This window comes from Sphingomonas sp. 179-A 2A2 NHS (assembly GCF_045371305.1).
GTDB lineage: Bacteria > Pseudomonadota > Alphaproteobacteria > Sphingomonadales > Sphingomonadaceae > Sphingomonas.
Genome location: NZ_JBIQDE010000007.1, coordinates 12,589 through 38,487, shown reverse-complemented (window position 1 = coordinate 38,487; position 25,899 = coordinate 12,589). Strand labels below are relative to the sequence as shown.

Sequence of the window (25,899 nt, the reverse complement as noted above, 5' to 3'; positions counted from 1 at the left end):
CCTTGTTCAGGTGTCCGCATGGGCAGCCTCGATCGACTCCGACGTCGTGTTGCCGCAGCACACGGGATGAGGACCCGCAGGCATGCAGCAGGTAGGCGCTCCGACCGGGATGAAAGCCATCTCGTCCCGTGGCCGAGGTCCCGACCCTCGCGGTGCGCCCCGGCTCTCGTAGGAGAGGCCGTACCGCCGGCAATAAGCCTCGGCGGCTTCACGCGAAGGGAAGCCGAGCTCCAGATGGGCGAGGGGGTCGCTTCCTCCCGTCCAGCCGGTGAGCGGATCGACGAACGGGCGCGACCGCGGGCGGAAACGCAGCCGCCATCGACCCTCACGGGCGCGGCCGCCGGACCGACCGGCGAGCGGATCGGGTTCGATGATGGCGAATGCGTCCGTCGGCAGGGCGCTTGCGTAGCGTCGCCACGCCGTATCAAACGGCGAAGACACCTCGGTCGCGACGTTATCGTTGGCAAACTCCGCAAGGCGCGGAGCCAGCACGCGCGGCGTCGCAATGCAGGGTGGAAGAGAATCAGCTCGTGTTGCCATTTGCGCCTCCGAAACGGGCAGCCGCCGACGGCGGCTGGCCGACGTCTCATCAGCCTGCGTTGATCGGAATGCTGCGCCGGCTCTCGATCGCCTCGGCGGACTTGGGCAGGACGATCGTCAGCACGCCCTTGTTGAACGTCGCGCTTGCCCGGTCCTGCTCGACCCCACGCGGCAGCCCGATATGCCGCTCGAACCGACCATAGCTCCGCTCCGAATAGCCACGCTCCTTGTCCTCGGTTTCGGAACGCTTCTCGCCGCGGATCGACAAGACATTGTCGTCGACGCTGATGTTGACGTCCTTCTCATCCATCCCGGGCAGTTCGGCGGTGACGCGGATCTCCTTGTCGGTCTCTGAAAGCTCGATCGTCGGCCACTCGAGGCTGCGCCCCCAGCCGCTCGTAGCCGGTACGCCGAAGCCTCGGAAGACGTCGTCGAACAGGCGGTTCACGTCGCGGTGCAGGGACGCAAGCGGGTGCTGCTGGTCGGACGCCTCTTCGGTCCGTTCTGGAGCGCGGCTTTCCTGCCGGCCCCAGGGAATGAGATCACGAATTGCCATGATGATTATCCTCCTTTCCTGGCAGGCGTTGGACATGGTCCGTCGGCCGCGCCGCCAAAGCGGCGCGCCGACGGAGCCTCTCCTAACGGGGTATCAGGCCGCTGCGCTGTCTTCGGTCTTGGGCGCTTCGAGCCGATCGTTGTCGCCAGACCCGCCAGCGATCTCGATCTTGCGCGGCTTCATGGCCTCCGGGACAACGCGCTTCAGCGCGATCGACAGAAGGCCATTCTCGAACCGGGCGTCTCCGGCCTCGATGAAGTCCGCCAACTGGAAGCGCCGCTCGAACGAACGGGCAGCGATGCCGCGGTGCAGAAACTCGCCCTTGCCGTCATCCTCGGCACGCTTGCCGGTGACGTTGAGTAGATTCTGCTGCGCGACGATCTCGATGTCCTCGGGACGGAAGCCGGCTACTGCAAGCGTGATGCGATAGCTGTCTTCGCCGTCCTTCACGATGTCGAAGGGCGGATAGCCATCGTCGTCGCGGGCACCTGCCTCGAGCAGGTTAAAGAGACGGTCAAAACCGACCGTCGATCGCCGATACGGCGAAAAGTCGAAGTTGGTTCTCATTGCCAAATCCTCCTGTGAGCAATCTGGGCATGAGAAGCGTCGGTACGGGAGAGCCGACGCCCTCTATGTCCACCGGACCCGAACGGCGTCCGGCACTGCAAAAACTAGTTCGGAGCCAACAGGTTTCAAGGGCTAGTGAACGAAATCATCAAAGCACTTGGACAGCCTTTCAGCCCCTTGAAAGGCGCGCGGGCGAATACAACATTTGTCTTGCGGACCGGGCCCCTCTGGCGGCGGCGCTACGCTACCGTCATGTCGGACCGCATCGAGTGCGCTCGGTGCAGGATCGCGGCTTCCGAAGCGAAGCCGGCCGAGTGCCTCATTGACATTGAAGCAATGGAGTGAGGCATGAACAGAATGTTCGAACCGAATACCTATCGGCCTATCCCGTCGGCCCGAGCCACGAGCACGGCCGTCTATGATGAAGGCCTGCGCCGGCACATGCTCGGCGTCTATCGCAACATGGCGCTCGGCCTCGGCATCACCGCGCTGGTGGCGTCTCTCGTCGCCAGCGTGCCGGCGCTCTACCAGCCGATCTTCGGCACACCGCTCAAGTGGGTCGCTATTTTCGCGCCCCTGGCGTTCGTCCTGTTCTTCTCGTTCAGGGTCGAGCGCATGACGACGGCACAGGCACGAACGGCGTTCTTCGCCTTCGCTGCCGTGATGGGCGTATCGATGGCCAGCATCTTCCTGGTGTTCACCGGTACCAGCATCGCGCTGGCCTTTTTCAGCGCGGCGGCCGTATTCGCTGCCATGAGCCTGTGGGGCTACACGACAAATGTTGACTTGTCGCGCTGGTCCACCTTCCTGATGGTTGGCCTGATCGGCGTTGTGATCGCGAGCATAGTCAACCTGTTCGTCGGCTCGTCGACGCTGCAGCTCGTCTTCTCGATTGTCGGCGTGCTCGTGTTCACCGGTCTGACGGCTTGGGACACGCAGCGCCTTAAGAGCGAATATCTCGCCTACGCCGGATCGGAGCAGGCCGAAAAGCTCGCTGTGATGGGTGCGCTTTCGCTCTATCTGAATCTGGTGAACCTCTTCCAGCTGCTGCTCAGCCTGTTCGGGCAGCGGGAGGAATGACCGGCCCCTGGACACCTGGGGTCCGGAAAGCGGAGCAGCGCCGTTCTGGACGGACGGCGCTGCTCTTATTCGCGAGTCCGGCGATCTCACGACCATTCCCCAACGTGACCAAGTCTGTCCGATAATCTTTCTTATCGGACAGACTTGAGCTTGCCGGGCGGGGGTGGCAAACCGGCTCGGACAGTCCATCGAAGCGCGGCATTGATCTTGCAAGACCCAAGTCCCGACGAACTCAAACCCGAGCCAGTAACGCTACCGGCCCTGGCGCCCGATTCCGCCATGCTTGCCGTGCTCCACGAGGATCTCGAACGCGCGGCCGCCTACAAGAAAGCCGCGCGCGCCGCCGCGACCCATCGCGCCTATAACTCCGACTGGATCATCTACACCGACTGGTGTCGCACGCGCGGCCTCGAGGCGATGCCGGCACATCCGGAACAGATTGCCGCGTTCGTCGCCAACCAGGCCGCGTCCGGTCTTAAGCCAAGCACCATCGAACGGCGCGTGGCCGCGATCGGTCACCATCATCGCACAAGCAACTATCCAGCGCCGGCCGCGCACCCGGAAGCGGGCGGCCTGCGCGAGGCGCTTGCCGGCATCCGCAACGAAAAGCGGGCCAAGAAAACCCGCAAGGAGCCCGCTGACGCCACCGCGCTCCGCGACATGCTGGCGCAGATCAAGGGCGATGGTCTGCGCGCCCGTCGCGATCGTGCCGCGCTCGCGATCGGCATGGCCGCCGCGTTGCGCCGTTCCGAGCTGGTGGCGTTGACGCTCGAGAATGTCGGCATCCTCGAGCACGGGATCGAACTCTACCTCGGCGCCACCAAAACGGACCAGGCCGGCGAGGGCACGACGATCGCGATCCCCGAAGGTACCCGGCTGCGCCCGAAGGCGCTGCTGCTCGACTGGATCAGCGCCGTGCGGGTGCTGGAGGCCGGAGTTGTCCGCACGCCCGCGCAGGAAGCGGCGGTCCCGCTGTTCCGCCGCCTCACCCGCAGCGACCAGCTTACCGGCGAGCCGATGTCCGACAAGGCAGTCGCGCGCTTGGTCAAGCGCTATGCCGGCGCCGCCGGCTACGACGCCGCCAAATTCTCCGGTCACTCGCTGCGCGCGGGGTTCCTGACCGAAGCAGCCAATCAGGGCGCGACGATCTTCAAGATGCAGGAGGTCAGCCGCCACAAGACGGTGCAAGTCCTCTCGGACTATGTCCGCTCGGCCGACCGGTTCCGCGATCATGCCGGCGAGCGGTTTCTCTGATCAGAGCGCTGCCGCTCACGACAGCCGGCGTGATGAGCAGGCAGTGATGTTGCGACTGATCTAGCGCAGGGCGGGGCAGCCGCCCCCTCCTTACCCTCACGTAGCCTTGGCGGCGGATGCAGCCTTCAGGATTGCGCCCGACGCTGAAAGGAAACCGGAAAAGTGTCCCTGGAGCGCGCTGCTCCCATGGCGGGACTTCGCGACAAGGGCCTGATTCATGCAGCTCATCTCCGTCATCCTTTCCGGCGGCGCAGGGACGAGACTGTGGCCACTCTCCACAGAGCAAACGCCGAAGCAGTTCCTTCCACTGGCAGGCGAAGAAAGCCTCCTTCAGCAGACGGCTTTGCGCGCCAAGAGCATCGCGCAATCAAGCTCCCCCATCGTCGTCGCCAGCCAGGACCATGAGCGGCAGATCCTCGGAGAGCTCGAAGCGGTGGGATGCCCACCCTCCCGGCTGCTCCTCGAGCCGATCGGGCGCAATACCGCCCCCGCCCTCGCCATGGCGGCGCTCGAGTGCACGGACGAGAACGCCTTGTTGCTGGTCATGCCGAGCGATCATGTGATCAGGGACGTGGAGTCCTTCGGCGACGCCGTGCATCGGGCTCTTCCCCTGGCCCAGGATGGCAGGCTGGTGACGTTCGGCATCACTCCAGACCGCCCCGCGACCGGTTACGGCTATATCGACATGGGAGAGCCGCTCTCCGGCGAAATTTGCCGGGTGAACTGCTTCGTCGAGAAGCCGGAGGCGGCACGCGCGGAACGCATGCTTGCCGATGGCCGCTATGTTTGGAACGCAGGCATCTTCCTCCTCCGCTCGGACCGCCTCATCGAGGAACTCGCGGTTCACGCGCCGGGGCTTCTCGGATCGGTTCGCAAGGCTTTGGCGACCGCCGATCGCGAGGGCAATCGAGTGATTCCCGATAGAGCCACCTTCGCATCCGTGGAGGCGAAATCGATCGACTATGTCGTGATGGAGCACGCCGCGCGCATGGCGGTGGTTCCCGTCGACGTGGGATGGTCCGACATCGGGAGCTGGGATGCGCTTCATGAGATCGAAGCCCAGGACGACAGCGGAAATGCGCTGCACGGCGATGTCCTGGCGCTGGAAAGCCACGGATGCCTCATTCGGACAAGCGGGCCCCGCGTTGCCGCGCTGGGCGTGTCCGATCTCGTTATCGATGCCACAGATGACGTCGTGCTGGTGATCCCGCGGGAGCGTGCTCAGGAGGTGCGCCGACTGGTTCAACGGGCCGGCCAAGCGACGCCTCCGCCACCGCGACGACCGCAGCGAACCGCCGCCCTGTCGATCGCCACGCCCGCCGCCTCCTGAGCAGGAAATGGGATCGGCAACACGAATCTCGAAGACTCCCGGAATGGAGAGTAAGATGAACGGCTATGCTCTGACGCCGCCGGTTCGCCACATCGCGCTGATCGGCAATTTCCCTCCTCGACGCTGCGGCATCGCGACTTTCACCGCCGATCTGCACGACGCGCTGCGCCAGATATCGCCCGACGCCAGTCTCTCCACTGTCGCGATGAGCGATCCTGGGACGCGGCACCGATACCCGGAGGAAGTAGGTTACGAGATCGCGCAGGACGATCCCGACGCCTACCTGGCGGCCGCGGACCACCTCAATGCGCTCAATCCGGACGTCATCTGCGTTCAGCATGAATTTGGCATCTTCGGTGGGAAGGCAGGCGGCTACTTGCTGCCGATGCTCGAGAGGCTTCGAGCGCCGGTCGTGACGACGCTTCATACGGTCCTGACGCAGCCCGACCCGGATCAACGACGCGCGATGCGCGCCCTCGCCGAGCGGTCATCTCGCCTGGTCGTCATGACCGAGATGGGCCGAACCATCCTCACCCGTGACATGGAGGTGGCGGCCGGCAAGATCGCCGTGATCCCGCATGGCATTCCCGATTTGCCCTTTCTGGACCCAGCCTTCCACAAGCACCGCTTCGGGCTCGACGGCCATCGCGTCGTTTCGACCTTCGGCCTGCTTTCCCCAAACAAGGGCATCGAGGTGATGATCGAAGCGCTGTCTCGCCTCGTCAAGGATCATCCGGATCTCGTATACATCGTCCTCGGCGCGACACACCCTCATCTGGCGGCGCGCGAGGGCGAACGCTACCGCGACGAGCTGGCAAGTCGCGTCCGCCGCCTCGGTCTCGAGAGCCATGTGCGCTTCGTGAACGAGTATGTCGACGCGCCAACCTTGCAGGCATGGCTCTCGGCCTGCGACATCTATGTGACGCCCTATCTCTCCGAGGCGCAGATCACGAGTGGAACGCTCGCCTACGCTGTCGGCTTGGGCAAGGCGGTGATCTCTACGCCCTATTGGCACGCGCTGGAGTTGCTCGACGGGTGTCGCGGTCATCTCGTCCCCTTCGGTTCGCCCGAGGCGCTCGCCGGATCCGTGGGCGCCGTTCTATCCGACAGGAACCTTCGCGACGAGATGCGGCGCAACGCTTATCAAGCCGGCCGTGACATGATCTGGCCGGTGGTGGCGGAGCGCTATGCGACGCTTTTTCAGCGGGCGCGCATCGAGGTTTTCGGAAAGACGGGCATCGTGCAGCTCCACGCCTCCAAGTCGAAGCCGCCGAAGCCAAGCCTTAGCGCCGTGGCGCGGATGAGCGATGGGTGCGGTATGCTGCAGCATAGCCGGTCCACCGTCCCCGACCGGCGCCATGGCTATTGCCTCGATGATAACGCCCGCGCGCTGATGCTCGCCGCGCAGTTCGAAGCGGAGCGAATCGAGGCCAAGCGCGCGCTCGCCCTGGCGCCTACCTACGCTTCGTTCGTCGACCTTGCCTGGAACGAGCAGTCACAGCGCTTTCGCAACTTCATGGGTTTTGACCGGAACTGGCTCGAACAGGAAGGTTCACAGGACAGCTTCGGCCGCGCCGTCTGGGCGATCGGCCGTACGGCCGAGCTCACCCGAAATCACGGTCTCAAGCTCTGGGCAACGGTGTTCGCAGACAAGGTGATCCCGGCAAGCGCGTTCCTCACCAGCCCCCGTGCCCGCGCCTTCGCCATTCTCGGCCTAGCCGCGCATCTCAGCGTCTACCCGGGCCACCGACCGGCGAGGCTTCAACTTGAATCGTTCGCCGGCGAGCTGCTCGACCTGCTTCGTACAGTAAGGCGGGACGCCTGGACGTGGTTCGAGCCGGTCCTTGCCTATGACAATGCCCGCCTGCCGGAAGCATTGCTGGTGGCGAGTACCGTTCTTGGCCGCACGGAGATGCGACAGGACGCCCTGGAGGCGCTGGACTGGCTCCGGCGCCAGCAGACCGCTCCGGAAGGCCATTTCCGGCCGGTCGGCACGCAAAGCTTCGGCGCGGCCTTTCAACCGCCGCGTGCCTTCGATCAGCAGCCGCTCGAGGCCTGGGCGACCATCGATGCCTTCACGCTCGCATTCGCGCAGGACGGCGATCGCCGCTGGCGGGATCATGCCGAAGCCGCGTTCGCCTGGTATCTTGGCGCAAATGACCTCGGCGTGCGGATCGCGAGCCCCGATGGCGGTTGCTACGATGGGCTGCAGGTCGATCGGGTGAACCTCAACCAAGGCGCGGAATCCATCCTCGCCTACCAGTTTGCTGCCCTGGCGATCGCGCGCTTGCGCAACAAGGCGGCCGCTTCGAACACAAGCGAAGAGCGCCCGGTGGCCGCGTCTGGAGGTAAGGCATGCCGCTGATCCAATCCAGCCTGCACCTCCTTCCAAACCCAGCCAGAGTGGTCATTCGGCCGCTGAAACTCGCCTCAGAGCCGAGAGAACTCAATCCGGTAGACGACTGGCGCATGCATCGTATCATCGCTGCCGTGCGCGCGATGGACACGCGCACGGTGAAGGCGGAGCTTGTTTTGGTCTTAAACGACTTCGAAAATCGGCATTATGATATCAGGAAAGTCTTCGAGGAGCGTTATGAGCAGGTTGCGAGGGACATTGGCTTCGCTGCTCCCCTAGACCAGGCTCAGCGCCAACTTATTGGTGCCTGTTTCTGCCACGAGTATTCGGTTGGCGCTGCCGCGCTAATGAACCCGAGCATCGTGCCGCACCCGGATCAAACAAATCTTTCGCAGGGCGCGTTACGTTTTATCTTGTCGCTCCGAGCAGTGGGCGAGGGCCACATCTCGTCGGTCACATTCCGCCAGGGCGTCGTTCTCTCAGACGGCTCGCTCGAACTCGAGCCGGAACCGGATCTCGCGATCGCGGCCAGAGCCGAGAGCCATGACGATGGCAGCGTTACCTTCCGGCGCCATGACTGCAGCAGCCGTCTCGACGAGATGGTGTTGTTTCCCTATACGCCCGCGCAGCGCAACGGCTTGGAGGATCTGCGCCTGGTAAGGTTCGAGAACGGTGACGGCAGTACGGTCTATTACGGCACCTACACTGCTTACAGCGGCGCGACGATCGCGTCTGAGATCCTGGAAACTCGCGATTTCGAAAGTTTCGAGCTTCGCCCACTCCAAGGCAGCGCCGCGCGCAACAAGGGCATGGCGCTCTTCCCTCGCAAGTTTGGCAAAGACTATGTGATGCTCGGGAGACAGGACGGCGAGAGCCTTTATCTACTGCGCTCCACCGATCTCCTTTCCTGGGAGCATGGCGAAATTCTTGCGCGTCCGGAATATGCCTGGGAACTTATCCAGATCGGCAACTGCGGAGCGCCTATCGAACTGGAAGAAGGATGGCTCGTGCTCACCCACGGCGTCGGCGCCATGCGCAAATATTCCATCGGGGCGCTGCTGCTCGATCGGGATGACCCGAGCCGCGTCATCGGCCGAACCGCAGTCCCGCTCCTCTCGCCCTCGGATGAAGCACGCGAAGGCTATGTCCCCAACGTCGTCTACACCTGCGGTGCGTTGGCGCACGCCGGCCGCCTGATCATGCCGTATGGCGTGGCGGACAGTTCCGTGAGCTTCGCGTCGATGGACCTGGCGGAATTGCTGGCGATGCTGTCGCCGCCAGCTGCCGCCCGGTCCCCAATCGCCCAGGATGTGGAGCCGATCCGGGACCGAACGGACGCGTGATCCTTCCTTCGCTATGACGGCGCAGCGGACGTCAGTCGCGCACCAGCAGGCACTTCCCTAATGCAGCGTCGTGTCGGTCTCGACGTCCGCTTCCGCGATGACATACTCGTCCCCCTCCCCCACGAAGAACATCGTGACGCGTTCTTCCTCGTTTTCTGGAGGCGGCCGGTCGGGGAAACGTTCAGCCCAGGTGCCGTTCACGTAGGACAAAAGCGTGGACCAGGCGATTGCATGATTCGGATGCGTCGAAAGGAAGACCTTTCCGAGGTGCTCGATCATCAGGACGACAACGGACATACGCCTACTCCGCCACCTTGCCTCGCGAGAACATCTGCAAAGACGAGGTCGCGGAGAGAGGATCAGACCATCAACGGCTTCCGGCTGGGTCGGAAGTGCGAATGCCTGACAAAATCTGTTCCACTTCGAAGAGATCGCCCGACGTCTCGATACCAGGTCCGCAGAGACGAATGATCATTCGCCCCTCGACTACCTTGCTTCCTATTCGAGGTGCGGATCCGAGGCCAAAATGAACGCCTGGCTTATCGAGCACATGCCGATAGAGCCGCCAATAGCGGCGCCATTCAGCCGCGCTTCCGCTCGTCGAAATGGTCATATGACCGGATCGGAGCGGCACATACGACACATCGCGGCTTAACTGTGCGCGTTCGATCGCAAAGCAGCGCGCCCCACGGCCTGCAGCGACTTGCGCCGCTTTCCTCAACAACCCCGTCCGCACCGACCGGTCAGGCCAGCGTGTCGGGGCGAGGATGGCGATTTCATAGCTCGGCCGATCGCCGCTCCCGACCTCGTGGACTTCGAAAATCGGGAGCTGGGGCCCGCTCTTCGCAGGCGCCGAGTCGGCATGCGCGGCCGAGACGAGGGCGAGCACGCCGCACCACCAGTAGCCCCTTGTGGACCGGGCCGAGCATTGCCGTGGTCCGAAGGCGTCAGCGGCCGAGGCGAACCGTACCATTGGATCCGCCTCCCCGCTCAGCTCGCCTTTGCAATCACGACGCGCGCGGGCCGAACAAGCCGGCTTGCAACCCTGTATCCGGGCTGGAGGGTCTCGAGGACCAGGCCGTCACCTGTCTCGTCATCAGATCGCGATGAGATCGCATCATGGATGTTGGGGTCGAACGCTTCGCCCGTGCCGGGGCATATTCGCTCGACGCCCACCTTGATCAGCGCATCGAGAAACGCGCGACTGGTCGCCCGGAGCCCGTTTAGCAGGGCATCGACACTCGGCTGGGTTCCTTCCTCGGTTCGGCTGGCCGCCTCGATGGCGAGATCGAGGCTGTCGAGAGCCGGAACGATTTTCGAGACCAGTTCTGCAATCCCGGTCTCGCGCCCCTCGGCACGCGCGCGATCGGCTCGCTTTCTGGCATTCTCGGCATCGGCCAGCGCACGCAGGAGCCGCTCCCGCAGCTCGTCGGCGTCCGACGCGGCCGCCTGCGTGGACTCGGGCTTCTCCAGCCCTTGCTCCTGCGGCTCCGGAGACTGCCCTCCTTCAGCGATGTCGTCCTGGTTCATTTGACCGAGCCTTCATTCATCCGTGCAAGCGGCAGGCGCCACTTCACCAAATTGTGATCAGCGGAACGGACCGGATCACTTCTTCGCGTCGTCCGCCTCCTCGAACTCGGCGTCCACGATCCCGTCATCAGCCGACGATGTGCTGCCCGGCTCGGCGCGCTGGGCGCTGGCGACCTTCTGGGTCGCAGACTGCAGATCCTCGCCGCGCGCGCGAATGTCCTCAATCTGGTCGCCCTGCATGGCCGTCTTCAGGTTCGAAACCGCGTCTTCGACGGCTTGCCGATCCGCGGCCGCAACGCGATCCCCTGCATCCGCAAGCGTCTTTTCGGAGAGGAAGATCAAAGCGTCGGACTGGTTCTTCGCTTCCGCCAGTTCGCGCCGCTTCCTGTCCTCGCTGGCATGCTCTTCGGCGTCCCTGACCGCACGCTTGATGTCCTCTTCGCTCAGTCCGCCCGACGACTGGATGGTGATCTTCTGCTCGCGCCCGGTCCCCTTGTCTGTCGCGGAAACGTTCACGATGCCGTTTGCATCGATATCGAACGTCACCTCGATCTGCGGCACGCCTCGGGGCGCCGGTGCGATGTTCTCGAGATTGAACTGGCCGAGGAGCTTGTTGTCCTCGGCCATTTCCCGCTCGCCCTGGAAGACCCTGATGGTCACAGCGGGCTGGTTGTCCTCCGCCGTCGAGAAGGTCTGGCTCTTCTTGGTAGGTATCGTCGTGTTCCGGTCGATGAGCTTGGTCATCACGCCGCCGAGCGTCTCGATGCCCAACGACAATGGCGTGACGTCGAGAAGCAGCACGTCTTCGACCTGGCCCTTCAGCACGCCCGCCTGGATCGCTGCGCCAAGTGCCACGACCTCGTCAGGGTTGACGCCCTGGTGCGGCTCGCGCCCGAAGATAGTCTTCACCGCCTCGACGACCTTCGGCATGCGGGTCATCCCGCCGACCAGCACAACTTCGTCGAGCTGATCGGCATTAAGCCCTGCATCCTCCAGCGCCGCCTTGCACGGCCCCATGGTGCGGGAGATGAGATCATCGACCAGCGCCTCGAGCTTGGCGCGCGTGAGGCTGATGTCGAGATGCTTCGGACCGGATTGATCCGCGGTAATGAAAGGCAGGTTGACACTCGTCTGCGATGCCGAACTGAGCTCGATCTTCGCCTTCTCGGCCGCCTCTTTCAGGCGCTGGAGCGCGAGCCGGTCCTGGCGCAGATCGATCCCCTGCTCCTTGCGGAACTCGTCCGCGAGAAAGTCGATGATCCGCTTGTCGAAATCCTCGCCGCCGAGAAAGGTGTCGCCGTTGGTCGACTTCACTTCGAACACGCCATCGCCGAGTTCGAGAATGGATACGTCGAACGTGCCGCCGCCAAGATCATAAACCGCGATCGTGCCTGCCTTCTTCTTTTCCAGCCCATAGGCAAGGGCGGCAGCCGTTGGCTCATTGATGATGCGCAGAACCTCGAGACCGGCGATGGTCCCCGCATCCTTGGTCGCCTGCCGCTGGGCGTCGTTGAAATAGGCCGGAACGGTGATGACGGCTTCGGTGACCGGCTCGCCCAGATATTTCTCGGCAGTCTCCTTCATCTTGCGCAGGATGTGCGCGGAGATCTCGCTGGGGCTCGACTTCTTCCCGTTCACCTCCACCCAGGCGTCACCATTGGCGCCGGGAACGATCTTGTAGGGCACCATGCCCTTGTCCTTCTGGACGATAGGGTCATCGTAGCGGCGTCCGATCAGGCGCTTGATCGCAAAGAGCGTCTGCTCGGGATTGGTAATGGCCTGACGCTTCGCGGCGGCTCCCACCAGTACCTCGCCATCGGGGCGGAAGGCCACCATGGATGGGGTGGTCCGGGCACCTTCGGCATTCTCGATGACCTTGGGCTCTTTGCCCTCCATCACCGCGACGCAGGAATTGGTGGTGCCGAGATCGATGCCGATTGCTTTCGCCATGCTAGCCTCCGAATTAGAAAATCGAACAACGACGATGAAGGGTCTCGCGCTCGTGAGTCCTGACCTGGATCAGTTGTCGCGTAAGGCCGCCTCAGACTCCCAAGGAGGCACGCGGATTTTCGTCATGACGCTGAGCCCAGGTCCGGGCGAACTCCTCAAGCTCAGCGTCGCCGGAAGGCAGATGCACCATCAGGCGGACCAACTGATTGCCGCGTGAACCGTCCCGCCGGTGGAATCCCTTGCCCTTGATCCGCAGCGTGCGCCCCGAGCTCGATCCCTTAGGGATCGTCAGCAACACCGGCCCGTCGACGGTCGGAACCCGCACTTTGGCGCCGAGCACGGCTTCGTCCCAGCGCACCGGCAACTCCAAACGGACATCGTCTCCATCCCTCGTGAAGAAGCGGTGCGGCTCTATCTCGAGAATCACGATGGCATCGCCGGGTCCGCCAGGGCCTTCCTCCCCCTGGCCACGCAGGCGCACTTGCGTCCCCGACTCGAAGCCAGCCGGCAGCTTCAGGTCGACCGCCTTCCCCCTTCTGAGCTCGACATGTTGCGGACGCAGCGCCGCTGCATCTTCGAAGCTGACGTTCAGGCGATAGGCGACATCAGCTCCCCGAGAGCGATATGATCGGCGCTGACCGCCCCCGGCGGTCTCCGCGCGGCCGAACATATCGCCAAATATGCTCGCGAAATCGGCTTCGTCCCCGCTGAATTCAAATGTCGTCCCGCCACCATCGGTACCGGCACGAAAGCCGCCACGGCGGGCAAAGGGTCCGGCACCATCGAAGTCGGAAAAACCATAGGGAGCCTTCGGATTGCCATTCTCATCGATTTCACCGCGATCATAGCGCGCGCGCTTTTCCTTGTCGGTAAGGAGGTCATAGGCGGCTGTAATCGCAGAAAAGCGTTCCGCCGCTCCCGGCTTATCCGCGTTGCGGTCCGGATGATATTCCTTGGCGAGCTTTCGATAGGCCTTCTTGATCGTGGCGTCGTCAGCATCGCGCGGCACGTTCAAGGCCTGGTATGGATCGGCCATTCTGTTTCAGTCCCTATGTCGGTTGTTCATTATCTGCCGTTACGCCTCGGCGAAAATGAGATAACCAATCCTGTTACCGGAAGCATCTTGCAAGGTGCGCGACTCCGAACTCCCCATCGGCATCCCGCTCCACGGCGCGTTCCAGCGAGATCATGCACCAAACCATAGGGTGAGAGCATGCAGGATGCTCTTTGTTTCCTGCACGTCGCGAACAGCGACTGTGTCGACGCCGGTCACAACCGCAGGGTAGTCGTTGCCACCAGGGAATACTGCGTCGCCGAGGAACATCATGTCCTTCAAGGCGACGCCGCTAACCTCTGCCAGCTTGCGCAGTCCAAATCCCTTGTCGATCCCTTCCCGCGTAATGTCGACCGATGTGGTTCCTCCGATGTTGATCGACCAGCCAGGCAAGGATTGTTCTAGCATGGCTTGCAACTGCAGCCGCTTGCGACGATCCGGGTCCCAGGCCCGCTTGGCATCCAGCGGCGCTTTCTGCCCGATGCCTGAATAGGTTATCTGCGTTCCGCGATCCTCGACCGGTGGTCCCCACGCAGGATCGTCATTGAGGCCCGCCGCCGGTATCGCCCGTTCCAGTGCGCCCAGGATATGCGACTTCTCATCCGGCGTGATTGCCTGCGAGTAGACCAGCTGCCAGTCTTTGGTGAAGCGGAACAGCTTCGCGCCGGCAGTGGGCAATATCCAGAGCATGGCCAGCTCTGCATTGCTTGGCAGGCGATCAATCACCTGCTTCTTCAGTTGGGGCCAGTCACCCCCGGAAATCACTGCCACCTGGGCAAAGGTGAGGAGCGTTGCCAGCAGCCCGGCGATCTCGTCGTCGAGCGGGGCTTTGCTTTCGGCTAAGGTGCCGTCGAGATCGAAAGCGATCAGCTGCTTCACACCGTCACCGTTGGCTTTGGGTCGACACAAGAGTTATAAGAAGGGATCACCGAGTTCGGCTGACCACATTGGCCGTGCCATCGGCTTGAACGATGACGAGATGATAGGACTTGTCTTCGCACTGCGCCCGCCAAACCGGTCCTTCCTTCTCGTCCGGCAGCCGCTCAGCCTGAATGACATTCTGGCACGCCAGACCGGCATCTCGGATCGCGCGGAAGAGCGCAGACCGCCTAGATGCGTCGTTCAGGTTGATCACCGCCTGTTGGTAGTTGTTGATCGAGGCGCTATGCGCGGTGATCGCCGCTAGGCTGCTCCGCCTTCTGCGTCCCACATCCAGCTAGAGCGACGCACAGCACTGCTGCGATGATGCCGCGCATCGATCGTTCTCCCTGCTTAATGGGCCAGCAGCAGCGGCTTCGGGGACCGCAGCAACATCTCGCGCGTGACCCCACCGAGGATACGTTCGCGAATGCGCGAATGCCCATAGGCGCCGAGAACCGCGAAGCTCGACCGCGAGTCGATGATGACGTTCAGCAGTTCCTCTCCCACGCTGAGCTCACCGCGGGGCACCGAGAGCAACTCCGATTGGATGCCATGATGCGAGAGATAGGCGGCGGCGCCGGCGGCGGGAAACTCGGGAGCGTCGTCCCCGATCGTCACGATCTGGACGCGCGCCGCCCGGCTCAGGAGCGGAACCGCGAAACGCAGCGCCTGCGCGGCCTCGAACGAAGCGTTCCACGCGACGAGCGCAGTGCCCTCGAGGTCAAGCGTTCCGTTGTCATAAGGCACCGAGAGGATCGGAGCACGCGAATGGACTGCGACATCGCCGACGAGGTCGAGTTCCGCGTCCCAGCCGCCTTCGTCGCTTTCGAGATGACTGAGGATGATCACGTCGCTCAGCCGCGATTGATCGAGAAGCACCGTCGCGGGAGAACCAGCTCCGCGGAGCCAGTCGAACGCCACGCCCTCGTCGCGCAGTCTGGCCTCCACGGCCGCGCGCGTGGCATCCTGTCGTTTCTCATGCTCCGTGAAGAGCTTCACCGATGGGTAAACCCCGCCGAAGGGGTCGGCCATTGCGTAGGCCGACAGCGGCGCAGCCTGCGCGCCCGTCAGATGAAGGTCGAATGCCCGGGCAAGCTGGACTGCCGCGTCAAGCCGCGCGTCTCCGCCCCTGTCCTCGGCCACGTGGAGCAATCCTGTTTTCATCTACCGATCCTTTCGATTGCGTGGTCGGCCGAAAGGCAATGGCCGCAGCAGCAGAAGGGTAAGCAGCGGAAGGATCGCCGACGCTGACATAGGTCAGACGCGGCGCCCGCCGATCATTGCCGCCGAAAGCGTGGGCTGTGGAGGTAAGTTCACTCGTCGAGGAGCGCGCGGAGCATCCAGGCCGCCTTTTCGTGAACCGCCACGCGTTGCGTCGCGAGATCAGCGGTCGCCTGGTCGCCCGCTTCATCCGCCACAGGAAAGAGGCTGCGAGCCGATCGGGCAGTCGCCTGGTGTCCGTCGACCAGAATCTGGATCATCGCCTCGGCTCTGGGGGGACTTTCGGGCGCGTCAGCGAGCGAGCTCAGCCTCGCAAACTGCGCATATGAACCAGGTGCTGGCTCAGCGAGCGAGCGAATTCTTTCGGCGATCGGATCAACCGCATTCCACAATTCAGTATACTGGACCATGAACATCGCATGGAGGCTGTTGAACATCCGCCCAGTGACGTTCCAGTGGAAATTATGAGACGTCAGATATAGCGTGTAGGTGTCGGCCAACAGGCGCGACAGACCCTCGGCTATTTCTTTCCTCTTGGTATCGTCAATTCCGATCTCGATGGCCATTCCTGTCATCCTGTTAAACCGCCGCGCTAGGCGGGCGGAGGTCTGGTCGCGGGTTGCGCCTCGGCCGCAAGCGCGGTTGGTGAAGCACTGCGGAGGATAGCGCGGCACCGCGGCGATGAACTGACCCACATCAGACGGCAATGTAACGGTCGCAGACCGCGACCGGGCGGGGAACGGTCCCACCGGTTTTCGCCTGACCTAAGTCAGCGCGCATCGGCGACTCGCTGAATAGGAAAGCTGCGGCGGAGTGCCAACCTGGGCTGCTGGCCCGCAATGACTAGGAGGATCCACCATGGTTTCCCTTTTTCGCACCGATTCCACCATCAAGAGGGACGTCGAGGACGAGATCAAATACGACCCGTCGATCCAGCATGACGAGACGATCGCCGTCGCCGTGAAGGACGGGATCGTGACGCTGAGCGGCGTGACCAAGAGCTATATGGACTCTTATTATGCCGAGAAGGCGGCGAAACGCGTCTCGGGGGTTAAGGCGGTCGCCAACGAGATCCAGGTCAAGCTGTCGACCGAGCGCCTTGATCCCGAGATTGCCGAAGACGCGGTAAAATCGCTGAAGCGCGAACTGCCCAGCAGCGCCGAAAAGGTCAAGGTCGTCGTCAAAAATGGCTGGCTTACGCTCGAGGGCCATGTCGAATGGAATTTTCAGAAGGAATGGGCCGAACGCGCCGTCCGGTCGATCAGCGGCGTAAAGGGCGTCACCAATTTGATCACGGTAGAGCCCAGGGTCAACCCTGGCGACGTCAAGAAGAAGATCGAGGACGCCCTCGTCCGCAGCGCCCAGGTCGACGCGCAACGCGTCGAGGTCATAGCCGACGGCGGCAAGGTCACGCTCAAGGGTACGGTCAGGAGCTGGGCCGAACGTCAGGAGGCCGAAAGATCGGCATGGGCCGCACCTGGCGTGACGAGCGTTGACAATCAAATCAGGATCCTGCCCTGATGCGATCGGCGGGGATGGCGATGGCTATCCCCGCCTTCGCCGGCTGCACAACATCCACCCGCACGAACCCATCGCCGACCGGCGTAACCTTGCCGACCGAATTGAGCAAGAGCCGTCAGGTCGGCGGAAAGGTCGCGTCGATGATCGTCCCGCCCGGCAATTGGCAGCGTCCCTGCCCACCGCCAGCCATCCCTGCACTCGGCCGCATCAGCCGGAAATGGCACCGCATCTGCCCGTCTGCGCCGGTAAGGTTGGCGAGCACCCTCCCGCTGTAATGGGTGAGCGTGCTCTGGCTTGGTCCCCAATACGTCCAACCACGCCACCTCCACCGATCGCCCCACCCGGTCCATAGCGGAGTAAGCTCCTCGATGGTTGTCTCGCTCGTGATCTGGAAGAACGGGCCTGCATAGGTGGCGCCCGTGCTAAGCTTTGCGGTCATAATGCCCGATCGGGCACCGCTCGATTTCCACACGAACGTCGCTGTCGTCGTCCCGCTCCTCGCAACGCCGATGCCGGACCCCGTAGTGGTGCACCCGGCTATGCCAAGAAGCATTGCCGGCAGGAGAGCAAAACTGAATCCCATTTTCTTCATCTCAACCTAAGCCTCCACGGTTTTGATCGTTGCTCCTTCGTCGATGGTGCCCCGACCTCCTGCGGCCGGGGCACCTTGAGCGGCGGTCTCGGGTTAGTCGCAGGGCCGAGCCAAGCTCTGATCTATCTCAGCCCGCCGCCAAGCAACCCGATTAGGTTGGGTCGGCGACATCAGGAAGGTTCGTCGCGCCATTCCTCGCGAAGGCGGACCACGTGCAGCAAGGAGTCCCAACTTGGATAGAAACGCAGGCACACTGGCCCCCCAGCCAAGTCGATTGGAACAGCTCAGCACCGACTTTGCGGCGCTGGCGCCCAAGCTTCCGGACGGCCCGGAAAAGCAGGCTCTATCGCTGCTCCACGGCCTGATTCAGGAATTGTGGCGCTCCGCCGGCTCGGCCCGCCCTGCCTTCGAGGCACCGGCCGGCGCGACTCTGGATGATCTGAAAAGCCTCCACGAGCATGCGCCTGCGATGGAGGGGGATGCGGTCAATGCTCCTCTCAGCGTGGGAGCGAAAGCGCCAGAGTTCGCCCTGCTGGACGCCAACGGCCGGGAAGTCACCCTCTCATCCTATGCGGGACGAACAATCGTCGTCGCCTTCTATCCGCTCGACTGGAGCCCAGGCTGCAGCAAGCAGTTGGACCTTTATCAGCAGGAATGGAGCGAGTTCGAGAAGCGCGACGTGCAGATCGTCGGGATTTCGGTAGATAGCCTTTACAGCCACGGCGCCTGGGCAGCCGCTCGCGGACTCTCGATGCCGCTCCTCGCGGATTTCAATCCCAAGGGAGAAGTCGCGCGCCGCTATAACGTATGGCGCGACGCTGATGGCTTTTCCGAGCGCGCGCTCTACGTCATCGATGGAGCGGGCGTCATCCGCTACGCCCACATCTCGCCGAAGCTCCAGCATGTCCCCGACATCTATGAGCTCTTCGCCAAGCTCGACGAGATTGTTGGAACGCCAGCGAATGCGGGACGCGAATAATGGCGTCCGCGTATCGAGCACGCGGCCCAGCTCCCGCTCCGATCGTCATCTACGGAAGCCGTTGGTGCGGCATCACCATGATGATTCGGCGGTATCTCGACCGAGCCGGGATCCCGTATCGCTTCGTCGACTGGGAAGCCCATCCAGAAGTGCGGTCGGAGCTCGAATGGCTCGCCGGAGGCAGGCTTGCCAGTCCCACGATCAAGCTCGGGGGACAGGTTCTCGTGCAGCCCTCGATGCGCGAACTCGAATGGGCGCTGGCCCGCGCCGGATACGGTTAGCTTTAGGAATACGGCTCGGACGGACCACTCGCCCCCCCCCCCGGCCGCCGAGCCGTTGCACCGGGCAGCGTGATACTATTACTCCGCCCGTCACGCTGTCCGGTGCCCTTACCTACCAACGAATCTACGGTGTACCGGTATCTCACACGCGATTGAGCATGATGCCGCGGCCGACACGCGAATGTTTATTGCAAAACGCCCGAGAAGCCACGCAATGGGATCAGGGTTAGATCGCGACCTGTTCTAACTTCTCGGCGTGCCGGGCCGCCAAGCCCGCGCTGATCAGGTGGCGAGCCATGGATCAGGTTGGATTGTGGCAAGCGGCAACTCGTCCAGCGTCTTCTTCAGCTCGATTTCGTGCACGTGCACGTTCAGCGCGCCGGATTTTCGCATGATGTCCTGAATCTGGGATTCGGGGGTGTCATCCCGCACTCGAACAAAGACGACTAATCCACCGGAACGAATATCGCGCTCAAGAGTATCGGCCCCGACGCCACCCAGGATGGCCCTGCGCACGACCTTCGCGATACCCGCTCCAATCGTTCCGCCTGCCGCAGTTGCGGCGAGTACCGCTGCCAGGGCGCCACCTGATGCCACGACGGGCAGGGCTGCGCCAAGCGCAGCCAGCGAGATTAGCGTTCCGAAAACAACCCCGGTGACCGTCGCCCCTTCATCTCGGGTAACCAGCTCGCGCCGCGGCAGGTCGGGAATTTCCGCAAGATTTATCGGGTCGCCATAGATTGCGGGAAGTTTCGCAAGTACCGCCTCGCGGCTCGCCATCAAGTCGATGTCGCCCTTGTCGACTCCTGCCGCTCCGAGCGCAACAACCAATTCCTCGAGCATTTCGAGGTTGTGCACGGTGCCGACAACCTCCCTCACTCGTACCTGCTCGAGGACGTTCTGCTCGAATTTTTCTGGCACGTTGATCTCCATCAAGGGCTGGACGAACAGAATATCCGCAATTCAAGAAGCAGCATCCTGACATAGCTCAGTCCTATCGCCGATGAAATACCGCAAGCTCCGCATCGGCAAGGACAGATGTCAATATGGGCTCGCGTCTCTATAAAAAGCGATCATGCTCGGCCGGTTATATCCGGAGCCGCCTGCGTCGCATTCGCTTGCGCAACATGCGACAGCAGAAGCTCGATCATAGGCATGCCACAATCTGTCGCGTCGCGCAGGATGGGCGATGGTGGCGCCGCTACCTAACTTCGCTGCCTGATGATGCTCGTGCAATCATCGAGCCTTATCCCAGCGCCTCCAACCATGGGCGAGGCGGCCGCGCGCATAAGAATGAGTGGAGGCTCAGGTTTGAGCCGAGAAAAAGGCCTTTTGTCGATTGGCTAACAGGTTGGACCGGCGGAGAAGATCCCCTGCTTCAGATCGATCTTCGCTTCGACAGTCGTGATGCTGCGGTGCGTTATTGCGAGCGGATTGACTTGCCGTATGAGGTACACGAGCCCCCCCGGGAAAGGGCTGCCCCCCTTAACAAGCAGCGTTTTCAATTCGACGATGCTCCTATCCGGGGTTGGCCAGGCGACGCCTCGGGATAGAAAGGCTCGTGACATGGGGTCGGCCGGCATTCGATGCGCCGGCCGCTAACATTGCCACACCCGAGGCACCGATCAAGCTGCGATGCCGGTATTCAAGCACCGAACCGTTCGGCCCACCCTCTCAGCGTGCCTAGATCAGTGACGCCAGCCTGGCGCGCGACGACATTGCCATTCTTGAAGGCAAGCAACGCGGGGATCCCCTGGACGCCGTACTCGGATGCGATGTCGGGATTTGCGTCGACATCGACCTTGATGAAGCGCGCTTTCGGCTCGATCGAGCGCGCTGCCTGTTCGAAGATCGGCGCCATCGTCCGGCACGGGCCGCACCAGCTCGCCCAGAAATCGACGATCACCGGCAGATCCGAATTGCGGATATGCTTGCGCGCTCGCGCAGCGTCGAGAGCGGCAGGGACGCCCTCGAACAGCTTCTGATGACAACGACCGCATCTGGCGACCAGCGGCTCACGGTCGGTCGGCACCGCGTTCGTGGCATCGCAGTGGGGGCAGACGACCCCTCGCTTTTCAGCCATCGATAAATCCTCGTTCGCTGCAGGTCCTCGCGGCAGCGGATCGCCGCCGCGAAGTGCCTTTCAATCAGCCTGCCCTTCGGCGGGCCCCTTCATCCGGATCGTGAATGCCAGTTCGCCGTCCCCTTCATCAATGGTGACAGTGGAGCCATCCGGGACCTCGCCCCGCAGGAGGAGGTCCGCCAAAGGATCCTGAAGATACCGCTGTATTGCGCGCTTAAGCGGACGTGCGCCGTAGACCGGGTCATACCCCACGCGGCCGAGCCAGGCACGCGCGCGCTCGGTGAGGTCAAGGATGATCTTCCGATCCTGGAGGAGGTTCTGGACGCGCGAGACCTGAATGTCGACGATCGGACCCATGTCGGCCTGGCCGAGGCGGTGGAACAGAATGATCTCATCGAGCCGGTTGAGGAATTCCGGCCGGAAATGCGCGCGCACCACCTCCATCACCTGCGGCTCGACGCTCTCGACCGTCTCCCCTTCCGCCAGGTTGGATAGGTACTGGCTACCGAGATTGGACGTGAGGATGATCAGCGTGTTCTTGAAATCGACCGTGCGGCCCTGTCCGTCCGTCAGCCGGCCGTCGTCGAGCACCTGCAGGAGCACGTTGAAGACGTCGTTGTGCGCCTTTTCCACCTCGTCGAAGAGGATCACCTGATAGGGCCGCCGCCGCACCGCCTCAGTCAGCACGCCGCCTTCCTCATAGCCGACATAGCCCGGCGGGGCGCCGATAAGCCGCGCGACCGAGTGCTTCTCCATGAACTCCGACATGTCGATTCGGACCATCGCGCTGTCGTCGTCGAACAGGAAGCCCGCGAGCGCCTTGGTGAGCTCGGTCTTGCCGACGCCGGTCGGGCCGAGGAACAGGAACGAGCCCATCGGCCGGTCCGGATCCTGCAGGCCCGCGCGGGCACGGCGGATGGCGCGGCTGACCGCCGTGACCGCCTGCCGCTGGCCGATGACCCGCTTGCCGAGCGCCTCCTCCATATGGAGCAACTTTTCGCGCTCGCCTTCGAGCATCTTGTCCACCGGGATGCCCGTCCAGCGCGAGACGACCGCCGCGATGTCCTGGGCGGTGACCTCCTCGCGCAGCATCGCGCCCTGGCTCGCCGTCTGAGCGTCGGCCAGCTGCTTCTCCAAACCCGGTATGACGCCATAGCTCAGCTCGCCAGCGCGGGCGAGGTCGCCGCGTCGCTGCGCCTGGTCAAGCTCGAGGCGAGCCTGGTCGAGCTGCTCCTTGAGCTTGGCCTCGGCCTGGATCTTCTCCCGCTCCGCCTGCCAGCGCTGTGTAAGTTCCGCCGACTGCTGCTCAAGCTGCGCGAGATCATGCTCGAGGTGCGTCAGGCGATCCCTGGATGCGGCATCCGACTCCTTTCTGAGCGCTTCCCGCTCGATCTTCAGCTGGATGATGCGCCGGTCAAGCGTCTCGATCTCTTCCGGCTTGGATTCGACCTCCATGCGGATCCGGCTTGCCGCCTCATCCATCAGGTCGATCGCCTTGTCGGGCAGGAACCGGTCGGTGATGTAGCGGTTGGAGAGCGTCGCCGCCGCGACGATCGCCCCATCCGTGATCCGCACGCCGTGGTGCAGCTCGTACTTTTCCTTGAGACCCCGGAGGATGGAGATCGTGTCCTCCACCGTCGGCTCGCCGACGAACACTGGCTGGAACCGGCGCTGGAGCGCCGCGTCCTTCTCGACATACTTACGGTATTCGTCGAGCGTGGTCGCGCCGATACAGTGCAGCTCGCCGCGGGCAAGCGCGGGCTTCAAGAGGTTGCCCGCATCCATCGCGCCTTCCGTCTTACCTGCGCCGATCAGCGTGTGCATCTCGTCTATGAAGAGGATGATGTTGCCCTCGGCCCCCTTCACTTCGTCGAGCACGCCCTTGAGACGCTCCTCGAACTCGCCGCGATATTTCGCGCCGGCGATGAGCGCCCCCATGTCGAGCGCCATCAGCTTGCGATCCTTGAGCGTGTCGGGAACGTCGCCATTGGCGATGCGGAGCGCCAACCCTTCCACGATCGCGGTCTTACCAACGCCGGGATCGCCGATGAGCACGGGATTGTTCTTGGTCCGACGCGCCAGAATCTGAACCGTGCGTCGGATCTCCTCGTCCCGGCCGATCACCGGATCGAGCTTCCCGTCCCTCGCGGCCTGGGTGAGGTCGCGGGCGAATTTCTTCAGCGCATCGTAGCGATCCTCGGCGCTTGCCGTGTCCGCGGCGCGCCCGCCGCGAAGCTGGTTGATCGCTTCGTTCAGCGCCTCGGGCTTCACGCCCGCTCGCGCCAGAGCCTTGCCAGCCGCCGCGCCTGTCGCGAGGGTGAGCGCCAGCAGTAGCCGTTCGACCGTCACATAGCTGTCCCCGGACTTCTGGGCGATCTGCTCGGCTTGATCGAGGAGCCGGACGGCATCGTTGTCGAGTCCGGGAGGCTGGGACGCCCCGCTTCCGGTGACTGAAGGCAGCTTGGCAAGCGCAGCGTCCACTTCGCTAGCCGCCAGATCCGGATTGCCGCCGGCAGCGCGAATCAGGCCGGCTGCCATGCCCTGCTCGTCCTCGAGCAGGGCTTTGAGAATATGCTCCGTCGTGATGCGCTGATGATTAAGTCTTATCGCCACGGTCTGCGCGGCCTGAAGAAAGCCCTTTGCGCGGTCCGTATATTTCTCGAGGTTCATTCGAATTCCTCTCGTTCAACAGCCGGAGTCGACAAGTGGCGGCCGATCCCGGCCGTCACCGTGCCGCCAAGGCCATAGGGATTCCCGATTGCGAGGACCCAGTCGCCGGTGCGCGCGCCCGGCGAGTTACCAAAGCGCACAAAGGGCAAGTTATTAGCCTCGATTCTGAGGACAGCAAGGTCTGAGGCTTCGTCACGCCCGACCACGCGAGCTGGATATTCCTTCCCGCCGGTCAGCGTGACCTTGATCGCTTGGACCTGCACGCCCGAGCCGCGACCCGCGACGACGTGGTTGTTCGTGACGACGTAGCCATCTGTCGAAATGAGGAATCCGGATCCGAGCGACGTGGCATTAAGGGGAGCGGGCGGCCGGCCCAGTTCCGGAAAGGGAAACAGGCCGCCGAACGGAAGGCCGCCCGGAAAGTCGGGCATTCTCCGCACCCTTACACGCGACGTTGTCGAGCTGTTCACCACAGCCGGGGAGAGACGGGCGGCAAGATCGGCGAAGCTCGGGGGCGCGCCACGGGCCGACTCCAGGCGACCGGAACCGTCCGCATTCAGCGGTGCCGTCGGGCGTGACTACGCGTATCGCAAGCGACTGCCAGCAGCAACGCGGGAACGAAAACGAGCCTCCGCATCCAGGATCTCCCGTCGTTCAGCTCGACCAGCCTTCCGGCGAGCCGATCGAGCACCAAAGACCTGGGCAAGCTAAGCGTGGCGGCTCGGCGAAACGCTGATCTTTGTCAGTGCTCTGAAGGAGCGGGCTCGCTCCTGCATCTTCTACGCGTTTGCCAGCCTTCGCTCCCATGCCCCTTCGCAAAGAGCTTGCTGCGTCGGCCCTGCCCGAGAGACGTCGCGAAGCGAGCCGATCCAGCGACAAAGTTCGAAGCTATCGGCTCCAGAATAGTTCGGGCTGGCACTTTGCTTTAGCTAAGACGATGCCGAGCGGCATCTGCGACTCCGCACCCTCTTCCAGAGCCCGTTCGACGACCTTCAGCTTGTCCTGGCCGCTGCCGAAAATAAGCAGTCGCTTTGCCGAGAGAATGGCGCTCAGCGTCAACGTCACTCTGGGCACCGGCGCCTCGGCCGGAAGCGGCACGGGCCTGACGCCGGCGATGCGCCTCCAGTCAGGATAACGCATCGCAACGGCAAGGTCCGGTCCCGGGAGGAGCGAGGCAACATGACCGTCCAGGCCGAAGCCAAGCCAGACCAGATCCAGCGGCCAAGCCAGGTCCGATAGTCTCAGCTCGGCTGCGTCTGCCGCCGCGGCAGGATCATCGAATGGTGGTCTTGCGAGAGGGATGAGCTGTGCTTGCCCCGCCGCGAAATATCTCTCCAGCAGACCATAGTTGGACAGCCGGTCGCCCGGCGGCACGAGGCGGTCGTCGGTGGGGATGATCGTGACCCCACGCCACCCGCTCGCTCGCGGGGCAAGGAATTCGAACGCGCGCACAGGCGACCGGCCACCTGGAAAGGCGACGAAGGCGGCGCCTTCCGTTTCCAGACGATCGGTGATGATGCCCGACACCTCTCGGACCAGGCTCTCGGCCAAATGCTCCGGAGTGGCAAACCCATGCCATAGCGGCTCAGGCACACCAAGGACTTCCGGCTCCTCCGGCACTTAGCGGCGTCGCCAGTGGCGCTTGTACCAGTATCGGTGATAGGGATAGGGCCTGTAGATCCAGTGGCCCCCGTACCATACCCAGGGATCATACCACGGCGGCGCCACATAGACGTGCGGATAGACGGGTGGCGGATAGAAAGGCTCGGGCGCTGCCTTGACCACGAACCCGGGCGGACAGTCGGGGCTGGCGTTCCTCGCGATGGCGCTGCCCGCGACCGCGCCTGCACCCGCGCCAAGGACGGTGGCCGGGGCTCTATCGTAGCGACCGGCGAGCCCTGAACCGGCAAGCGCTCCAATCAGCCCGCCGATCACCGCGCCTGCAGCGATGTTGCTCCGACGGTCCGCTATGCAATTTTCTGCCGCCCACCGTTCGGCTTCGCGGCTGTAGCGATCATCCTCCTCGCGCTCGCGATCCGACTGCACGAACCGGCCAGGAGGCGGCTTGTAG

Annotated in this window: 27 protein-coding genes; 9 read left to right on the top strand and 18 right to left on the bottom strand. The window is 63.4% G+C overall.

Going from position 1 to position 25,899, the window contains the following annotated elements:
- Positions 1-6: 6 nt before the first annotated feature.
- From ACH0AE_RS15635 to ACH0AE_RS15625, 3 genes are all read right to left on the bottom strand, one after another.
- Positions 7-540 carry an NADH dehydrogenase ubiquinone Fe-S protein 4 gene (locus ACH0AE_RS15635; protein ID WP_406875899.1) on the bottom strand — a complete coding sequence of 178 codons (534 nt, stop codon included), beginning with the start codon at positions 538-540 and terminating at the stop codon, positions 7-9.
- A gap of 49 nt (positions 541-589) precedes the next feature.
- The gene (locus ACH0AE_RS15630; RefSeq protein ID WP_125964350.1) at positions 590-1,096 is read right to left on the bottom strand and encodes an Hsp20/alpha crystallin family protein; all 507 of its coding nucleotides are present in this window, start codon (positions 1,094-1,096) and stop codon (positions 590-592) included.
- Between the two features lie 93 nt (positions 1,097-1,189).
- Positions 1,190-1,663, bottom strand: a complete 474-nt coding sequence (locus ACH0AE_RS15625; protein WP_047100262.1) for an Hsp20 family protein — start codon at positions 1,661-1,663, stop codon at positions 1,190-1,192.
- A gap of 357 nt (positions 1,664-2,020) precedes the next feature.
- Between ACH0AE_RS15625 and ACH0AE_RS15620 the strand changes: the two genes are divergently transcribed.
- The 5 genes from ACH0AE_RS15620 to ACH0AE_RS15600 all read left to right on the top strand — a co-directional run bounded on the left by ACH0AE_RS15620 (position 2,021) and on the right by ACH0AE_RS15600 (position 9,026).
- Complete coding sequence (locus ACH0AE_RS15620) at positions 2,021-2,743, top strand: Bax inhibitor-1/YccA family protein (RefSeq protein ID WP_047100263.1); 723 nt, start codon at positions 2,021-2,023, stop codon at positions 2,741-2,743.
- A 279-nt stretch (positions 2,744-3,022) separates the two neighbouring features.
- On the top strand, positions 3,023-3,997 hold the full coding sequence (locus tag ACH0AE_RS15615; RefSeq protein WP_075153413.1) for a tyrosine-type recombinase/integrase: 975 nt from the start codon (positions 3,023-3,025) through the stop codon (positions 3,995-3,997).
- Positions 3,998-4,214: 217 nt separating this feature from the next.
- The gene (locus tag ACH0AE_RS15610; RefSeq protein WP_406875898.1) at positions 4,215-5,327 is read left to right on the top strand and encodes a mannose-1-phosphate guanylyltransferase/mannose-6-phosphate isomerase; all 1,113 of its coding nucleotides are present in this window, start codon (positions 4,215-4,217) and stop codon (positions 5,325-5,327) included.
- Positions 5,328-5,382: 55 nt separating this feature from the next.
- The gene (locus ACH0AE_RS15605; RefSeq protein ID WP_406875897.1) at positions 5,383-7,692 is read left to right on the top strand and encodes a glycosyltransferase; all 2,310 of its coding nucleotides are present in this window, start codon (positions 5,383-5,385) and stop codon (positions 7,690-7,692) included.
- Positions 7,683-9,026, top strand: coding sequence for a glycoside hydrolase family 130 protein (locus tag ACH0AE_RS15600; RefSeq protein WP_075153416.1), 1,344 nt, complete (start codon positions 7,683-7,685; stop codon positions 9,024-9,026). Before ACH0AE_RS15605 ends, ACH0AE_RS15600 begins: the two co-directional genes overlap by 10 nt.
- Positions 9,027-9,083: 57 nt before the next feature.
- Here ACH0AE_RS15600 and ACH0AE_RS15595 read toward each other — a convergent pair whose 3' ends face one another.
- The 8 genes from ACH0AE_RS15595 to ACH0AE_RS15560 all read right to left on the bottom strand — a co-directional run bounded on the left by ACH0AE_RS15595 (position 9,084) and on the right by ACH0AE_RS15560 (position 16,268).
- Complete coding sequence (locus ACH0AE_RS15595; RefSeq protein WP_047867096.1) at positions 9,084-9,323, bottom strand: hypothetical protein; 240 nt, start codon at positions 9,321-9,323, stop codon at positions 9,084-9,086.
- 693 nt (positions 9,324-10,016) lie between these two features.
- Positions 10,017-10,556, bottom strand: a complete 540-nt coding sequence (locus ACH0AE_RS15590; protein ID WP_075153418.1) for a nucleotide exchange factor GrpE — start codon at positions 10,554-10,556, stop codon at positions 10,017-10,019.
- A 75-nt stretch (positions 10,557-10,631) separates the two neighbouring features.
- Positions 10,632-12,506, bottom strand: a complete 1,875-nt coding sequence (gene dnaK / locus ACH0AE_RS15585; protein ID WP_047867094.1) for a molecular chaperone DnaK — start codon at positions 12,504-12,506, stop codon at positions 10,632-10,634.
- A gap of 91 nt (positions 12,507-12,597) precedes the next feature.
- Positions 12,598-13,542, bottom strand: coding sequence for a DnaJ C-terminal domain-containing protein (locus ACH0AE_RS15580; RefSeq protein WP_010339436.1), 945 nt, complete (start codon positions 13,540-13,542; stop codon positions 12,598-12,600).
- 150 nt (positions 13,543-13,692) lie between these two features.
- Positions 13,693-14,439, bottom strand: a complete 747-nt coding sequence (locus ACH0AE_RS15575; protein WP_126053274.1) for an HAD-IIB family hydrolase — start codon at positions 14,437-14,439, stop codon at positions 13,693-13,695.
- Between the two features lie 46 nt (positions 14,440-14,485).
- Positions 14,486-14,695: a hypothetical protein gene (locus tag ACH0AE_RS15570; RefSeq protein WP_125458957.1), complete on the bottom strand. Its 210-nt coding sequence runs from the start codon at positions 14,693-14,695 to the stop codon at positions 14,486-14,488.
- 137 nt (positions 14,696-14,832) lie between these two features.
- Entirely contained in the window at positions 14,833-15,645 is an 813-nt protein-coding gene (locus ACH0AE_RS15565) for a universal stress protein (RefSeq protein WP_126053275.1), read from the bottom strand.
- Between the two features lie 149 nt (positions 15,646-15,794).
- Entirely contained in the window at positions 15,795-16,268 is a 474-nt protein-coding gene (locus ACH0AE_RS15560) for a Dps family protein (RefSeq protein WP_406875896.1), read from the bottom strand.
- Positions 16,269-16,560: 292 nt separating this feature from the next.
- On the opposite strand from ACH0AE_RS15560, the gene ACH0AE_RS15555 reads away from it, so the two are divergent.
- Positions 16,561-17,223, top strand: a complete 663-nt coding sequence (locus ACH0AE_RS15555) for a BON domain-containing protein (RefSeq protein ID WP_010339440.1) — start codon at positions 16,561-16,563, stop codon at positions 17,221-17,223.
- 115 nt (positions 17,224-17,338) lie between these two features.
- Here the strand turns inward: ACH0AE_RS15555 and ACH0AE_RS15550 are convergent, their stop codons facing one another.
- A complete protein-coding gene (locus ACH0AE_RS15550; RefSeq protein WP_237241406.1) occupies positions 17,339-17,662 on the bottom strand; it encodes a hypothetical protein in 324 nt (107 codons plus the stop codon).
- A 385-nt stretch (positions 17,663-18,047) separates the two neighbouring features.
- Here ACH0AE_RS15550 and ACH0AE_RS15545 point away from each other — a divergent pair, with 385 nt between their 5' ends.
- Complete coding sequence (locus ACH0AE_RS15545) at positions 18,048-18,794, top strand: redoxin domain-containing protein (RefSeq protein ID WP_126053278.1); 747 nt, start codon at positions 18,048-18,050, stop codon at positions 18,792-18,794.
- Positions 18,794-19,075, top strand: coding sequence for a glutaredoxin family protein (locus ACH0AE_RS15540; protein ID WP_047867088.1), 282 nt, complete (start codon positions 18,794-18,796; stop codon positions 19,073-19,075). Before ACH0AE_RS15545 ends, ACH0AE_RS15540 begins: the two co-directional genes overlap by 1 nt.
- Positions 19,076-19,357: 282 nt before the next feature.
- Here the strand turns inward: ACH0AE_RS15540 and ACH0AE_RS15535 are convergent, their stop codons facing one another.
- Positions 19,358-20,008 (bottom strand): hypothetical protein, encoded by a 651-nt coding sequence (locus tag ACH0AE_RS15535; protein WP_062770711.1) that lies wholly within the window; start codon positions 20,006-20,008, stop codon positions 19,358-19,360.
- A 113-nt stretch (positions 20,009-20,121) separates the two neighbouring features.
- On the opposite strand from ACH0AE_RS15535, the gene ACH0AE_RS15530 reads away from it, so the two are divergent.
- Positions 20,122-20,628: an NADH dehydrogenase ubiquinone Fe-S protein 4 gene (locus tag ACH0AE_RS15530; RefSeq protein ID WP_082132073.1), complete on the top strand. Its 507-nt coding sequence runs from the start codon at positions 20,122-20,124 to the stop codon at positions 20,626-20,628.
- A gap of 92 nt (positions 20,629-20,720) precedes the next feature.
- On the opposite strand, the gene trxC is transcribed toward ACH0AE_RS15530, so the two are convergent.
- From trxC to ACH0AE_RS15505, 5 genes are all read right to left on the bottom strand, one after another.
- Entirely contained in the window at positions 20,721-21,158 is a 438-nt protein-coding gene (gene trxC / locus ACH0AE_RS15525) for a thioredoxin TrxC (protein WP_010339445.1), read from the bottom strand.
- 60 nt (positions 21,159-21,218) lie between these two features.
- On the bottom strand, positions 21,219-23,828 hold the full coding sequence (clpB, locus tag ACH0AE_RS15520) for an ATP-dependent chaperone ClpB (RefSeq protein ID WP_075153425.1): 2,610 nt from the start codon (positions 23,826-23,828) through the stop codon (positions 21,219-21,221).
- Entirely contained in the window at positions 23,825-24,259 is a 435-nt protein-coding gene (locus tag ACH0AE_RS15515; protein ID WP_406875895.1) for a S1C family serine protease, read from the bottom strand. Before ACH0AE_RS15515 ends, clpB begins: the two co-directional genes overlap by 4 nt.
- A 457-nt stretch (positions 24,260-24,716) precedes the next feature.
- A complete protein-coding gene (locus ACH0AE_RS15510; RefSeq protein WP_232252453.1) occupies positions 24,717-25,379 on the bottom strand; it encodes a 6-phosphogluconolactonase in 663 nt (220 codons plus the stop codon).
- 69 nt (positions 25,380-25,448) lie between these two features.
- The gene (locus tag ACH0AE_RS15505) at positions 25,449-25,874 is read right to left on the bottom strand and encodes a glycine zipper 2TM domain-containing protein (RefSeq protein ID WP_047867081.1); all 426 of its coding nucleotides are present in this window, start codon (positions 25,872-25,874) and stop codon (positions 25,449-25,451) included.
- Positions 25,875-25,899 lie beyond the last annotated feature (25 nt).